General features: G+C 71.9%; 14 protein-coding genes. 8 read left to right on the top strand and 6 right to left on the bottom strand.

Going from position 1 to position 14,416, the window contains the following annotated elements; all coding sequences use genetic code 11:
- Nucleotides 1-155: 155 nt before the first annotated feature.
- The 4 genes from ACYF6T_RS13445 (at nucleotide 156) to erm (ending at nucleotide 4,275) form a co-directional block, all read left to right on the top strand.
- A complete protein-coding gene (locus ACYF6T_RS13445) occupies nucleotides 156-1,064 on the top strand; it encodes a carbohydrate ABC transporter permease (RefSeq protein WP_461696220.1) in 909 nt (302 codons plus the stop codon).
- The gene (locus ACYF6T_RS13450; protein WP_461696221.1) at nucleotides 1,061-1,894 is read left to right on the top strand and encodes a carbohydrate ABC transporter permease; all 834 of its coding nucleotides are present in this window, start codon (nucleotides 1,061-1,063) and stop codon (nucleotides 1,892-1,894) included. Before ACYF6T_RS13445 ends, ACYF6T_RS13450 begins: the two co-directional genes overlap by 4 nt.
- On the top strand, nucleotides 1,894-3,162 hold the full coding sequence (locus tag ACYF6T_RS13455) for an ABC transporter substrate-binding protein (RefSeq protein WP_461696222.1): 1,269 nt from the start codon (nucleotides 1,894-1,896) through the stop codon (nucleotides 3,160-3,162). Before ACYF6T_RS13450 ends, ACYF6T_RS13455 begins: the two co-directional genes overlap by 1 nt.
- Nucleotides 3,163-3,495: 333 nt before the next feature.
- On the top strand, nucleotides 3,496-4,275 hold the full coding sequence (gene erm, locus ACYF6T_RS13460) for an ErmE/ErmH/ErmO/ErmR family 23S rRNA (adenine(2058)-N(6))-methyltransferase (protein ID WP_461696224.1): 780 nt from the start codon (nucleotides 3,496-3,498) through the stop codon (nucleotides 4,273-4,275).
- Nucleotides 4,276-4,338: 63 nt separating this feature from the next.
- Here the strand turns inward: erm and ACYF6T_RS13465 are convergent, their stop codons facing one another.
- Nucleotides 4,339-6,594 carry an MMPL family transporter gene (locus ACYF6T_RS13465; RefSeq protein ID WP_461696225.1) on the bottom strand — a complete coding sequence of 752 codons (2,256 nt, stop codon included), beginning with the start codon at nucleotides 6,592-6,594 and terminating at the stop codon, nucleotides 4,339-4,341.
- Nucleotides 6,595-7,034: 440 nt separating this feature from the next.
- Here ACYF6T_RS13465 and ACYF6T_RS13470 point away from each other — a divergent pair, with 440 nt between their 5' ends.
- Genes ACYF6T_RS13470 through ACYF6T_RS13485 form a run of 4 tightly spaced genes read left to right on the top strand, consistent with a single transcriptional unit; the run spans nucleotide 7,035 to nucleotide 9,936 of the window.
- Nucleotides 7,035-7,583, top strand: coding sequence for a DUF1697 domain-containing protein (locus ACYF6T_RS13470; RefSeq protein ID WP_461696226.1), 549 nt, complete (start codon nucleotides 7,035-7,037; stop codon nucleotides 7,581-7,583).
- A gap of 41 nt (nucleotides 7,584-7,624) precedes the next feature.
- A complete protein-coding gene (locus ACYF6T_RS13475) occupies nucleotides 7,625-8,653 on the top strand; it encodes a ketopantoate reductase family protein (protein WP_461696228.1) in 1,029 nt (342 codons plus the stop codon).
- A 25-nt stretch (nucleotides 8,654-8,678) separates the two neighbouring features.
- Entirely contained in the window at nucleotides 8,679-9,263 is a 585-nt protein-coding gene (locus tag ACYF6T_RS13480; RefSeq protein WP_461696229.1) for a TIGR03086 family metal-binding protein, read from the top strand.
- 55 nt (nucleotides 9,264-9,318) lie between these two features.
- Complete coding sequence (locus tag ACYF6T_RS13485) at nucleotides 9,319-9,936, top strand: mycothiol-dependent nitroreductase Rv2466c family protein (protein WP_461696231.1); 618 nt, start codon at nucleotides 9,319-9,321, stop codon at nucleotides 9,934-9,936.
- Between the two features lie 304 nt (nucleotides 9,937-10,240).
- On the opposite strand, the gene ACYF6T_RS13490 is transcribed toward ACYF6T_RS13485, so the two are convergent.
- From ACYF6T_RS13490 to cysC, 5 genes are all read right to left on the bottom strand, one after another.
- The gene (locus ACYF6T_RS13490; RefSeq protein WP_461696232.1) at nucleotides 10,241-10,432 is read right to left on the bottom strand and encodes a hypothetical protein; all 192 of its coding nucleotides are present in this window, start codon (nucleotides 10,430-10,432) and stop codon (nucleotides 10,241-10,243) included.
- Between the two features lie 384 nt (nucleotides 10,433-10,816).
- Nucleotides 10,817-11,554 (bottom strand): sirohydrochlorin chelatase, encoded by a 738-nt coding sequence (locus ACYF6T_RS13495; protein WP_461696233.1) that lies wholly within the window; start codon nucleotides 11,552-11,554, stop codon nucleotides 10,817-10,819.
- A 34-nt stretch (nucleotides 11,555-11,588) separates the two neighbouring features.
- Complete coding sequence (locus ACYF6T_RS13500) at nucleotides 11,589-12,917, bottom strand: sulfate adenylyltransferase subunit 1 (protein WP_461696234.1); 1,329 nt, start codon at nucleotides 12,915-12,917, stop codon at nucleotides 11,589-11,591.
- Between the two features lie 2 nt (nucleotides 12,918-12,919).
- On the bottom strand, nucleotides 12,920-13,858 hold the full coding sequence (cysD, locus tag ACYF6T_RS13505; protein WP_461696235.1) for a sulfate adenylyltransferase subunit CysD: 939 nt from the start codon (nucleotides 13,856-13,858) through the stop codon (nucleotides 12,920-12,922).
- A complete protein-coding gene (cysC, locus tag ACYF6T_RS13510) occupies nucleotides 13,855-14,391 on the bottom strand; it encodes an adenylyl-sulfate kinase (RefSeq protein WP_461696236.1) in 537 nt (178 codons plus the stop codon). Before cysC ends, cysD begins: the two co-directional genes overlap by 4 nt.
- Between the last annotated feature and the right edge of the window lie 25 nt (nucleotides 14,392-14,416).

Here is a 14,416-nt window from a genome sequence, read left to right on the forward strand (position 1 = left end):
TCCGTGTCCGACGCCGCGTGGGCGTCAGGTTCTCGCCATCCGGTGGTCAGTTTCGCATCCGTACTGGTCGGACCCGGTGCACGGCCCCTTGACGGGGTACAGCGCCTTCACGACCATGACCGGGCTCGCCCCCGCCGCGCAAAGAGGGAGATTTCGTGGCATCAGCGGCTCATACGGCGATACCGGTACGGCGTGCCACCGACCGCACCGCCTGGCTCCTGGTGCTGCCCGCCCTGATCCCCGTCCTCCTGCTGAGCGTCGGCCCCCTGCTCTACGGCGTCCTGCTGGCCTTCACCGACTCCCAGGCGGGCCGGACCGAGCCCACCCGGTGGATCGGCGGCCTCAACTTCCAGGACCTGCTGCACGACACGCTGTTCTGGGAGTCGTTCCGGATCGGGCTGGCGTGGGCGCTCGGCGTGACCGGGCCGCAGTTCCTGCTCGCCCTCGGTCTCGCCCTGCTGCTCAACGAGGACCTGCGGCTGCGCTGGCTGGCCCGCGCCCTCGCGATCGTCCCGTGGGCGATGCCCGAGGTGGTCGTCGGCATCATGTGGCGGCTGGTGTACAACCCGGACGCGGGCGTCCTCAACGAGACCCTGCGCGACCTGGGCCTCGGCGACGGCCGGGACTGGCTCAGCGGCCTCGGGTCCGCGCTGCCCGCCGTGATCGTCGTCGGCGTGTGGGCCGGCCTGCCGCAGACCACGGTCGCGCTGCTGGCCGGCCTGCAGAACACCCCGCGCGAACTGCACGAGGCGGCCGCGGTGGACGGCGCCGGCGCCTGGCGCCGCTTCCGCACGGTCACCTGGCCCGCCCTCAGACCGGTCGCCCTCGCCATCACCGCCCTCAACCTCATCTGGAACGTCAACTCCTTCGCCCTGGTGTACGTGCTGACCAACGGCGGGCCCGGCGGGCGGACCCGGCTGCCGATGCTGTTCGCCTACGAAGAGGCCTTCCGCTACGGGCAGTTCGGATACGCGGCGGCCATGGGCTGCGTGATGGTCGCGGTCGTGTCGGTGCTGCTGGCGCTGTTCCTGGTGGGCCGCCTGAAGGGAGACGACACCGTATGAAGGCCAGAGCCGGCACCCGCGTCGGCCAGTACACCGCGCTCCTCGCCTACCTCGTCTTCCTCGCGTTCCCGTTGCTGTGGCTGCTGTCGACGGCCTTCAAGTCGCCCCGGGAACTGGGCAGCTTGCACCCCACCTGGATCCCGCGGCACCCCACCCTCGACAACTTCCGCCAGGCCTTCGACGAGCAGCCCCTGCTGCACGCCGCGCTCAACTCCCTGCTCGCCGCGGCCGGGGCGGCGCTGATCGCCGTGGTCGTCGCGACCCCGACGGCGTACGTCATGGCGCGCCGCCGCACGGCTCTCGGCAGGGCCGCGACCGGGTGGGTGGTGGTCAGCCAGGCCTTCCCGCTGGTGCTGGTGATCATCCCGCTGTTCCTGGTGCTGAAGAACCTGCGGCTGATCGACTCCCGGGCGGGGCTGGTCCTGGTGTACGTGGTGTGGGCGCTGCCGTTCGCGCTGTGGATGCTCGCCGGGTACGTCCGCGCGGTGCCGGCGGAGGTCGAGGAGGCGGCGGCGGTCGACGGGGCGGGGCGGGTGCGGACGCTGGTGTCGGTGGTGGCACCGCTGCTCGCGCCGGGGATCGCGGCGACGGCACTGTTCGCGTTCGTCACCGCGTGGAACGAGTTCTTCTTCGCGCTGGTCCTGCTGAAGACACCGCGGAAACAGACGCTGCCGGTCGTGCTCACCCACTTCATCGGCGCGGAGGGCGTCGCCGACCTGGGCCCGCTGGCCGCCGCCGCGTTCCTCGCGACCCTTCCCTCGCTCGTCGTCTTCGCGCTCATCCAGCGCCGGATCACCGGCGGCATGCTCACCGGGGCGGTGAAGAGCTGATGCGCCTGCGCTGGATCGTCGTCCTGGTGCTCCTGCTGGCGGGCTGCACCGGCGGCGGCTCCACGTCCGGCCGGATCACCCTCCGCTTCCAGTCCCTGGCCTGGCAGGAGAAGTCCGTCAAGGCCAACAAGGAGCTGGTGAAGAAGTGGAACGCCACCCATCCGGACGTCAAGGTGGAGTACGTGCAGGGGAGTTGGGACAGCGTCCACGACCAGCTGCTGACCTCCTTCGAGGGCGGTGAGGCCCCCGACATCATCCACGACGCCTCCGACGACCTCGCCGACTTCGCCTACGGCGGCTACCTCGCCGACCTGCGCGACCTGCTGCCCGCCCGGCTGAAGTCCGACATTCCGGAGCGGAGTTGGCAGACGGCGACCTTCGGCGACGGCGTCTACGGAGTGCCGTTCCTGCAGGAACCCCGCGTGCTCATCGCCAACGCGACCTGGCTGAAGAGGTCCGGCGTCCGCATCCCCACGCCCCGACACCCCTGGACCTGGGCGGAGTTCAGGAGCGTCACCCGGCAGTTGAGCGGACCCGGCAGGTACGGCGTCGCCTGGCCGCTGAAGGAACCCGTCTCGGCGACGCTCAACCTGTCCCTGTCGACGGGCGGACGCCTCTTCCATCGGGGCGCCGACGGCAAGGTCACCGTCCGGTTCGGGACGGCCGACGCGGTCGTGCCCCGTACGATCCACGACCAGGCGGACACCGACCGCAGTGCCTCGCCGACGACCCTGGGCAGCGGCGGCTCCGACACCCTGCCCGGCTTCTTCGCGGGCCGGTACGCGATGGTCCCGCTCGGCTTCTCCTACCGCCAGCAGATCGCCCAGCAGGCGCCGGAGGGGTTCCGCTGGCAGGTGCTGCCCGCCCCCGCCGGCGCCGCCGGGCTCACCCAGGGCGTCAGCCCGCAGACCCTCTCGATCGCCGCGGACAGCCCGCACAAGAAGGAGGCCGCCGCCTTCCTCGACTTCCTGCTGCGCCCGGGGAACATGGTCCGGCTGGCCCTCGGCGACTGGATGCTGCCCACCGGCACACAGGCCCTGAAGGACCCCGCCCTGCACACCGCCGACAACGGCTGGGCGACCGGCACCGCCCTCGCCGCCCACCTGAGCCCCGCGCCCGCCCAGTCGGTGCGCGGCTACCCCGAGTGGAAGGACAAGGTGGCCACCCCCGCCTTCCAGGAGTACTACAGCGGCGCGATCGGCCTCACCGAACTGCGCCACCGCCTGGAGAAGGACGGCAACCTGGTGCTGGCCCGTTACCAGCGGTGAGCCACGGCACGGAGAACTCCCGTGACCGGTTCCCGTTCCCGGCGCGCGGAAATCCGGTTGCCCCCTCGGCCACGCCCCGCCTAGCGTTCCGTCCGTGGCAGCTTGCGCGATGATCATTTCCGGTCACGGCCGGGGTTGCGCGTACTCCCAGCGAGTGCGACGTGGTCCCGGAGCCCTGACCGGCCCGGGGAGCCTTCCCCGCCGCTGACGTCCCCGACGTACGCGGCATCCGCGCGCACCCCGCCTCTCCTTTCCTGTCTTCCGGTCAGGGCCCTTCGCTGCCCTCCGCCCCTCCCGGGGATCACTCCCCACGGAAGACAAGGACGCAGGCACATGGCCCGCCCCTCCGCGCGTTCCCGCGCGCTCTCGCAGAACTTCCTCGCCGACCGCGCCGTGGCCCGGCGTCTCGCCCGGCTCGCCGTCCCGGACGGACGCGAGGCCCCCCTCCTCCTCGAAGTCGGCGCGGGCAAAGGCGCGTTGACCGAACACCTCGCTCCGCGCTGCCGGCGGCTGCACGCCCACGAGATCGACCCCGGGCTCGTACCGCCGCTGCGCGCCCGCTTCCGCGCCGCACCCCACGTCCGCGTCGTCGCCGGTGACTTCCTCGCCGTACGGGCCCCGCGCACCCCCTTCTCGGTCGCCGGGAACGTCCCCTTCGCCCGGACCGCCGCCATCGTCGACTGGTGTCTGCGGGCCGGCGCCCTCACCGACGCCACGCTGCTCACCCAGCTCGAGTACGCCCGCAAACGCACCGGCGACTACGGCAGTTGGACGCTGCTGACGATCCGCAGCTGGCCTTGCCACGAGTGGCGTCTGGTGGCCCGGGTGGACCGCGGGTGCTTCCGCCCCGTGCCCCGGGTGCACGCCGGGGTCATCCGCATCGAACGCCGCCGCACCCCGCTGCTGGAACCCGCGGCCCTGGCGAGCTGGCGGCACCTCGTCGAGCTGGGCTTCTCCGGTCTCGGCGGCTGCCTGCACGCCTCGCTGCGCCGGGCCCATCCCGCGCGCCGGGTGAACGCCGCCTTCCGGGCCGCGGGGCTGGATCGCCGGGCGCTGGTGGGCGAGGTGGCGCCGGAGGCGTGGCTGCGGCTGCACGAGGTGCTGTGCGGATAGGGGAGAGGGCCCGTTGGTTCCCCCGGGATACCAACGGGCCCTCGGCTCAAGGGAGTTACGGGGTCAGACCCTGACCGGCTGCTCCTCGTCCCGCGCCGTCGCCACCACGGCCTCGGGCGCCTCGTCGTGCGTGAGGTCGGGCAGCCGGTTCAGCCACTTCGGCAGGTACCAGTTGCGCTCGCCGAGCAGCGCCATCACCGCCGGCAGCAGCACGCCCCGGATGATCGTCGCGTCGATGAGCACCGCGGCCGCGAGCCCGACACCCATCTGCTTCATCGACTGCATGGACAGCGTGCCGAAGATCGCGAACACGGCGACCATGATGACCGCGGCGCTGGTGACGACACCCGCCGTGGTGACCACACCGTGCTGGATCGCGTCCTTCGTCGTACGGCCCCGCAGCCGCGCCTCGCGGATCCGCGAGACCACGAACACGTGGTAGTCCATCGACAGGCCGAACAGGATCACGAACAGGAACAGCGGCAGCCAGGTGATGATCGCGCCGACGCCCTCCGCGCCCACCAGGGAGGCACCCCAGCCGTGCTGGAAGACGGCGACGAGGATGCCGTAAGCCGCCCCCACCGACAGCAGGTTGAGCACGATCGAGGTGATCGCGATGGTCAGCGAGCGGAACGACAGCAGCATCAGCGCGAACGCGAAGACCACGACGAACACGAAGACCGGGACGACCGCGCCGGTGAGCTGGTCGTTGAAGTCGTGTGACCCGGCGACCTGCCCGGTGACCGGCGCCTGCAGCCCGTCCACCTTGCCGAGCGTGGCCGGCCGTACCTCGTCGCGCAGCTTCTCCAGGCTCGCGCCCGCCTTGTCCAGGTCGGAGCCGCCGACGAGGGGGACGTAGACGTAGGCGATGTTCTGCGCCGGGTGCAGGGTGATCTCGACCGGGCCGCGCGAGGCGCCCGAACCGACCGCCCGCTCCTTGAAGTCGGCGAGCGCGGACTTCACCTCGGGCGCGTTGATGTCCTTCGCCTTGACGACCACCTCGGCCGGCTCCGAGCCGCCCGGGAAGGCGTCGTTGACGCGGTTGTACGTCTGCACGATCGCCAGCTTGTCGCCGAACTCCTGGTCCAGGGTGAGGTTCTGGGTCTTCATGCCGATCGCGGGGGCCGCGACGGCGAGCAGCGCGCCGGCCGCCACCACCACCGACACCAGGGGCCGTGCGAGCACCCCGCGCAGGACGGCCGCCCAGAACCGGCTCTCCCCGCCCGTGCGGGCGGCCCGGCGCTCCATGGCCTTGCGCAGGAACGGCACCCTGCCCTTCTCGACCCGCTCGCCCAGCAGCGACAGCAGCGCCGGCAGCACGGTCACCGAGCCGACCATGGCGACCGCCACCACCATCAGGGAGGCCAGGCCCATCGCCTCGAACTCGGCGAGCCCGGTGAACAGCATGCCCGCCATCGCCACGCACACCGTGACACCGGAGACGATGATCGCCCGGCCGCTGGTGGCGGCGGCGACCCGCAGCGCGGTGTGCGCGTCCCGTCCGGCGGCCCGCTCCTCGCGTTCACGGCGCAGGTAGAACAGGCAGTAGTCGACGCCGACGGCCAGACCGACCAGCAGCATCACGGAGTTGGCGGTGTCGCTCATCGGCTGCAGATGGCTGACGATGCCCATCAGACCCATCGTCGCCATGATCGCGGTGATCGCCAGCGCCACCGGCAGCAGCGCGGCCACCAGGGCGCCGAAGGCGATGAGCAGGATGCCGAGGGCCACCGGCACCGCGGAGTACTCGGCCTTCTGGAAGTCGTCCCCGAACGCGTCGTCGAAGGTCTTCTGCATGCTGGCGCCGCCGATCTCCTCGATCCGCAGCGTCTCGTGGTCCTTCTGCACCTTGCCGACGGCCGTCAGCACCGGCTGCACGCGGTCGCCCGCGGTCTCGGCGTCACCGCGCATGTCGAACTGGACCAGCGCGCTGCGCCCGTCCTTGGAGATCGTCTGCGTGTCGTACGGCGACTTGACGTCCGTGACCTTGCCGGTGGCACCGACGGCCTTCACCACCGAGGCGACGGCCGCCTTGAACTCGGCGTCCGTGGCGGTCAGTCCGCCGCCCTTGGCCTGGATCAGGACCGTCTCACTGGCCGGTTCCTCGATCCCCGCGTCCTCGATGATCTTCGCGGCGGTGTGCGTCTCGCCCTTGAGCTGGTCGCTGTCCTTGACGTCGACCCGGCCCGCCGCCGAACCGAGCCCCATCGCCAGGACGACGAACAGCACCCAGATACCGACGGCAGCCCATCGGTGCCGGGCGCTCCAGCCGCCGGCCCGGGCGGCTATGCCCCGCACCCGTGAATCTCCGTTCCTCATGACGGGCTTGCCCCCTCGTGTGCCGGTGACAGCCCCCTGCCGCCACCTTTCGCTTCGAAGGTATGGGCTGCGTAAGCGCATCTCGTCGTGCTGCCCGGTGAGCTGTGCGGCAGACGGCTCCTCCCCTCGGACCCCGGAGCCTCACCGCTGGGGAGGACGAAGGCCCCTTACATCTATCCGGGCTACCGGCGAGTCGTGATCAGGGTGTCCGGTCCGCCGCCCTCACTCACCGTTGCTCCTCATGACGCCCCGTCGCTCCCCCGTCCCTCCTGCTGTGGAGCCGTTTGTGATGACGAAAGCTTGTTGAACAAGTCACAGCTGCGTGTAGCTGTTGCTCCGCACCCGGCCCATCGGACAGAGTTTCCGCCAGTCCGCCCCGCGCGGACACGGCCGTCGTGCCCACCCCCACGGGGCACGACGGCCGACTTAGGGTGTGCGCCATGACGACGACGTATGCGGCGCTGTTGCGCGGGATCAACGTGGGCGGCAGCCGGAAGGTCCCGATGGCCGAGCTGCGGCAGCTCATGAACGGCCTCGGCTACGACGGCGTCCGCACCTACCTGCAGAGCGGACAGGCCGTCTTCGCCTCCGCCCACGGCGACGAGGAGTCCCTGGCCGCGGAGCTCACCGACGCGATCCACCGGCACTTCGGGTTCGCCGTCGACGTGATCGTGCGCGACCACGCCTATCTCAGGGCGGTCGCCGAGGGCTGCCCGTTCCCGGCCGCCGAACTGGAGGCCAAGCAGCTGCACGTGACCTACTTCTCGGCGCCCGTCGACGAGGAGCGCTTCGCTGAGATCGACCGGGCGGCCCACCTCCCGGAGGAGTTCCGGCTCGGCGACCGCGCCCTGTACCTCTACACGCCCGCCGGACTGGGCCGCTCCAAGCTCGCCGAGCAGCTCGCCAGGCCGCGCGTCAACAAGGGCCTGATCGCCACCACCCGCAACTGGAACACGGTGGTGAAACTGGTCGAGCTCACCGCGGGCTGACCGCCCGCCGGCCGCACACGGCAGTGTGCGAGGCTCGTGCCATGCGTTACATCATCATCGGAGCGGGAGCCGTCGGCGGCGCGATCGGCGGGCGCCTCGCCGGGGCGGGACACGAGGTCGTACTGGTCGCCCGGGGCGCGCACGGCGCGGCCCTGCGGGCGGACGGACTGCGGCTGACGACACCGGACGGGGAACACACCTACCGGCTGCCGACCGTCGAAACCCCGGACGAGCTGGGCGAGTTGCGGTCCGACGACGTGCTGGTGCTGGCCGTGAAGACGCAGGACACGACGGGCGCGCTGCACACCTGGGGCCCCGCCCCGGTCGCCGGCGGCGGCACGGCGGCCGAGCGGCTGCCGCTGCTGTGCGCGCAGAACGGCGTGGAGGGGCAGCGCCTGGCCCTGCGCGTCTTCCGGCACGTGTACGGCGTCTGCGTGTGGCTGCCGGCCGCCTTCCTCGAACCGGGCCGGGTCGTCGCCCCCTGTGCCCCGCTCACCGGCATGCTGCACCTGGGCCGCTACCCCCACGGCACCGACGAGACGGTCCGGACGGTCGCCGCCGACCTGGAGAAGACGCGTTTCTTCGAGGCGCCGGTCGTCCCGGACGTGACGCGCTGGCAGTACGCCAAGCTGCTGACCAACCTGCACAACGCCACGCAGGCCCTGGCCGGGCCGGCGGAGGACGAGGACGCCTGGGCCGCGCTGCACGAGCGGGTGCGGGCCGAGGGCGCGGCCGTGCTGGACGCCGCCGGCATCCCGTACGCGAGCGTCGAGGAGCAGCGCCGGGTGCGCGGCCGCAAGGTCGACCCGGTGCCGCTGGCGGGCGCCCCGCGCGGCGGCGGCTCCTCCTGGCAGTCCCTCAGCCGTGGCACCGGCACCATCGAGGCCGACTACCTCAACGGCGAGATCGCCCTGCTGGGCCGCCTGCACGGCGTGCCGACCCCGCTCAACGACCTGCTCCAGCGCCTGGCCAACACCTTTGCACGCGAGCGCCGGGCGCCCGGGTCGCTGCCGCCGGCGGAACTCGTCCGCCTGGCCGAGGAGGCTGTCGCGTTTGTTCAAGAGCCCTGAGCGCGCGCTGCCTAGCGTGCAGGGCATGACGTACGAACAGACGCACCGCTACATGACCGCATGTGCCGCCGAGGCGGCGCGCATCGCGCGCGGCGTCCCGGCGGACCGGCTCGACGACCCCACCCACTGCCCCGGCTGGGACGTCCGCGCCCTGGTCAACCACTGGGTCCTCTACACCTCCCACGGCCTGGAGCACCGTGCGCTGCGCAGGCAGCTGCCCGAGGAGCTGACCGCCCGCGACTTCACCGCAGACCCGGACTGGGCCGGGGCCTACGCCGCCCAGCTGGACCGCGCCGTCGCGGCCTGGGCCGATCCGGCGGTGTGGGAGGGCGAGGTCGACCTCGGCATGGCGACGATGCCGGCCGCCGAGATCGCCGCGATGGTGATCAAGGAGATGGCCGTACACGGCTGGGACGTCGCCGCGGCCACCGGCCAGCGGCTGCGCATCCCGGACGACGCCGCCGCCTTCGTCCTCGACGTGGTGGAGAAGCACGGCGACCTCTACCGCCGGTACGACGGCTTCGCCGACCCGGTGCCCGTCCCCGACGACGCACCCGTGTTCGACCGCGCGCTCGCCGCCAGTGGACGGGATCCCAAATTGGGCCAGTGAAATCGACGTCGATTGGGCCGGGATGCTGCTCCGCCTGGCGGCTAACGTCGACGGCATGACGGACACCGCACCCACCCGCGTCGACTTCTGGTTCGACCCCGCCTGCCCTTTCGCCTGGATCACCTCCCGCTGGCTGCTGGAGGTCGAGCGCGAGCGCCCGCTCGACCTCCGCTTCCACGCGATGAGCCTGTACCTGCACAACATCGGCAACGAACTCCCCGACTGGTACCGGGAGTTGGTCGACAAGTCGATCGGCCCGGTGCGGGTGGCCGTGGCGGCGGCCGAACGGCACGGGGAGAAGGTGCTGCGCGACCTCTACACCGCTTTCGGCACCCGTATCCACGAGCGCAAGGCCGAGGACTTCGACGCCGTGATCGCCGAGTCGCTGGCCGAACTCGGCCTGCCGGCCGACCTCGCGGCAGCCGCCCACGACACCTCCCACGACGAGGCGGTACGGCGCAGCCACGAGGCCGGCGTCGAACCCGACTCGGGCGGCTACGTCGGCACGCCCACCCTCCATGTCGACGGCACGGTGTGGTTCGGCCCCGTCCTGCGGGCGATTCCCCGAGGGGCACGGGCGGCCCGGCTCTTCGACAGCTTCCGGGTCCTGGCCACCGACCCCGACCTCTTCGAGCTCAAACGCACCCGCACGGGGGCGCTCCGCTTCGACTGACGGAAGCCGTCTGACGGCAGCCGTCTGACGGAAGCCGCCTGAGTGGTGCCAAGAGGTGGGCGTCACAGATCGGATGAATGTGTCTCGGAGTGGCGAGATCCACGACCGTTTCCGTCCCGTTCATTGACTGGGGTATTCAATTGCTCCTACCTTTCCGGGGGTTGGGTACAGGCTGATCCCACGGGAGGGGTACATGCCCACGCACCGAAGAGCCGCCCTGGTCGCCCTCGTCACCGCCGTGCTGGCCCTCGGCATCCCGGGCCTCGCGGCCCCGGCCCAGGCCGCCGGCTCCGACGTCCACGTCTCACCCGCCGGCGACGACCACGCCGACGGCAGCGCACGACATCCCGTCCGCACGCTGCAACGCGCCCGCGACCTGGTCCGTGCCCGCGCCGCGCACCTGACGTCCGACCTGACCGTGCACCTCGCCTCCGGCACCTACCGCCAGTCCGGCCCGCTCGTCCTCGACGCCCGCGACTCCGGCACCGCGGGCCACCGGGTGATCTGGCAGGGCACCGGCGCCAGCGTCGTCAGCGGCGGCCGCGAGGTCACCGGCTGGCACCAGGTGCCCGGCCGCGACGGCCTGTGGTCCGCGCCCGCACCCCAAGGTCTCACCGACACCCGCCAGTTGTACGTCGACGGTGTGCGCGCCCAGCGGGCCCGCGGGGCCGTGCCCGTCACCCTCACCCAGACCGCAACCGGCTACACCGCCTCCTCCGACACCCTCGCCCGCTGGAAGCACCCCGAGGACGCCGAGTTCGTCTACACCGGCGGCGAGGCGCTGTGGAACATCGAGCGCAACGGACTCGGCCAGTGGACCGAACCGCGCTGCCGGGTCGCCCGCCTGCGTCCGTGCCCCGCTCGGCGGCGTGCTGTGCCGTCAGGCTCCGACAGCCGCCAGTGCGGGCACGCACGCCGTGTCGTAGCGCTCCAGCAGCACCTGTGCCACCTCCGGTGCCGGGCCCAGCACCTCGGCGAGGACGTCCGCCCCGGCCGCGCCCCGCGCGATCCGGTCCGGCAGGAAGCCCGGCGCCAGGACGTACGGCGCGACAGCGATCTTCGCGCAGCCCGAGGCGCGCAACTCGCCCACCACGTCCTCGGTGCGGGGCAGAGCGGCGGAGGCGAACGCGGGCCGCACGGCGCACCAACCGGTGTGCCGCCACTCCCGCGCGATTGCTGCGATCACCGCGATCGCCTCCGGGTCCGAGGACCCCGCCGAGGCCAGCACGACCCCGGTCGAGGACTTGTCGGCGGGCGTCAACCCCGCCTCGTACAACCGCCGTTCGAGGGCGGACAGCAGCAGCGGCGACGGGCCGAGGACGTCGGCCTGCCGGATCCGCAACCGCCGCGGCGCGTCCCGCAGGACCGCCGGGATGTCCGCCTTCGCGTGGAAGGCGCGGGTCAGCAGCAGGGGCAGGGCCACGACGTCCCGCACGCCCTGCGCCGCCAGCGACTCCAGCACCCCGTGCACGGACGGGATGTTGAAGTCCAGGAAGCCGGTCTCCACGCGGAGTCCCGGCCGCAGCGACCGCACCCGCCGCACCAGGGCGTGCACGGTCGCGGCATGCCGCGGATCACGGCTGCCGTGGGCGATGACGAGAAGAACCGGAGGGCGCATGGCGGATCGGCTCAGCTCTTCACCCCGGCCGGCTTCAGAAGTCCCACCCGTCGTCCTCGGCCTCGTCCTTGACGGGCTCGGGCGACGCGAAGGACTCGCCGACCATGCCCGCGGTGAGCGTGGTGCCGTCGCTGGGGTCGATCAGGATGAACGAACCCGTGCGCCGGGAGTCGGCGTAGGAGTCGACCGGAAGCGGTTCCGCGGTGCGGATCTTCACCCGGCCGATGTCGTTGGCGACCAGGTGTCCCGGGTGCGGGTGCAGCGACAGGTCGTCGAGCGTGAGACGGGACGGGATGTCCTTGACGATCGCCTTGACGGTGCGGGTGCCGTGCTTGAGCAGCACCCGGTGGCCGACGGTGAGCGGGGCGTCGGCGACGTGGCAGACGGTCGCCTCGATGTCCTGCGTGGTCGGCGGGGCGTCCTTGGTCGGGACGATCAGGTCGCCGCGCGAGATGTCGATGTCGTCGGCCAGCAGCACCGTCACCGACTGGGTGGTCCAGGCGACGTCGACCGGCTTGCCCAGCAGGTCGATGCCCGAGATCGTCGAGGTGCGGCCCGACGGCAGCACGGTGACGGACTCGCCGACCCGGAAGGAGCCGGCCGCGATCTGACCGGCGTAACCGCGGTAGTCGGGGTGCTCGGCGGTCTGCGGCCGGATCACGTACTGCACGGGCAGCCGGGCGTGGCAGTGACTCAGATCGTGGCTTACGGGAACGGTTTCCAGGTGTTCCAGCACGGTCGGGCCGCCGTACCAGTCCATGTTGGCGGACGGCTCCACCACGTTGTCGCCGGCCAGCGCGGAGATCGGGATGGCGGTGACCTCCGGGACGCCCAGCTCGGTCGCGTACGCCGTGAACTCCTCGGCGATCGCGGCGAAGACGTTCTCCCGGTAGTCGACCAGGTCCATCTTGTTGACGGCGAGGACCACGTGCGGCACGCGCAGCAGCGCGGCGATCGCGGCATGGCGGCGGGTCTGCTCGACCACACCGTTGCGGGCGTCGACCAGGATCACCGTCAGCTCGGCGGTGGAGGCGCCGGTGACCATGTTGCGGGTGTACTGCACATGGCCGGGGGTGTCGGCGAGGATGAACCGGCGCTTGGGCGTGGCGAAGTAGCGGTAGGCGACGTCGATGGTGATGCCCTGCTCGCGCTCGGCCCGCAGGCCGTCGGTCAGCAGGGCGAGGTCGGGCGCGTCCTGGCCGCGGCTGAGCGAGGCGCGCTCGACGGCCTCCAGCTGGTCGACCAGCACCGACTTGGAGTCGTGCAGCAGCCGGCCCACCAGCGTGGACTTGCCGTCGTCGACGGAACCGGCGGTGGCGAACCGCAGGAGCGTGGTCGCGGAGAGTTCGGCGGTCGTGCTCATGCTTAGAAGTACCCCTCGCGCTTGCGGTCTTCCATCGCGGCCTCGGAGAGCTTGTCGTCGGCCCGGGTGGCGCCGCGCTCGGTGAGCCGGGAGGCGGCGATCTCGGTGATGACGGCGTCCAGCGTCGTGGCGTCGGAGTCGACGGCACCCGTGCAGGACATGTCGCCGACGGTGCGGTAGCGCACGCGCCGCTTCTCGACGGTCTCGCCGTCCTTCGGGCCGCCCCACTCGCCGGCCGTCAGCCACATGCCGTGGCGGCGGAACACCTCGCGCTCGTGCGCGAAGTAGATCTGCGGCAGCTCGATGCCCTCGCGGGCGATGTACTGCCACACGTCCAGCTCGGTCCAGTTGGACAGCGGGAAGACGCGGACGTGCTCGCCGGGGGCGTGCCGGCCGTTGTAGAGGTTCCACAGCTCGGGGCGCTGACGGCGCGGGTCCCACTGCGAGAACTCGTCCCGCAGACTGAACACCCGCTCCTTCGCGCGGGCCTTCTCCTCGTCCCGGCGTCCCCCGCCGAAGACCGCGTCGAACTTCTCCGCCTGGATCTTCTCCGTCAGCGGCAGCGTCTGCAGCGGGTTGCGGGTCCCGTCCGGGCGCTCCTTGAGCACACCCCGGTCGATGTAGTCCTGTACGGAGGCCACATGGAGCCGCAGCCCGTGCGCGGCCACCGTGCGGTCGCGGTACTCCAGGACCTCGGGGAAGTTGTGCCCGGTGTCGACGTGCAGCAGCGAGAACGGCACCGGCGCCGGCGCGAACGCCTTCAGCGCCAGGTGCAGCATGACGATGGAGTCCTTGCCGCCGGAGAACAGGATCACCGGCCGCTCGAACTCGCCCGCCACCTCACGGAAGATGTGCACCGCCTCGGACTCCAGCGCGTCCAGGTGCGAGAGGGCGTACGGGGCGTCCGTACCCTCCTGTACGGAGGCGACGGTCGTCGTCATGCCAGTCCCCTTTCGGTGAGCAGCGCGTGAACCGCGGCCGCGGACTCCTGGACGGTCTGGTGCTGCGACTCGATGCGCAGGTCGGGCGAGGCGGGCTCCTCGTACGGGTCGTCGACACCCGTCAGCCCGCTCAGCTCGCCGGCCGCCTGCTTGGCGTACAGGCCCTTGACGTCCCGCTCGGAGCACACCTCGACCGGGGTGGCCACGTGCACCTCGATGTAGGCCGCCCCGCTCTCCTGGTGGCGCTTGCGGACGGCCTCGCGGCTGTCGGCGTAGGGCGCGATCACCGGGACCAGCGCCTTGACGCCGTTGCGGGCGAGCAGTTCGGCGACGAAACCGATGCGCTGCACGTTGGTGTGCCGGTCCTCGCGGCTGAAGCCGAGGCCCGCCGAGATGAACTCGCGGATCTCGTCGCCGTCGAGCACCTCGACGAGGTGGCCCTCCTCGCGCAGCCGGCCGGCCAGCTCGTACGCGATGGTGGTCTTGCCGGCACTCGGCAGACCCGTGAGCCAGACGGTGGCTCCGGTCGTCACGTGCAACTCCTTGGTGTCCGCCACA

Source organism: Streptomyces sp. 7R007, from assembly GCF_054850255.1.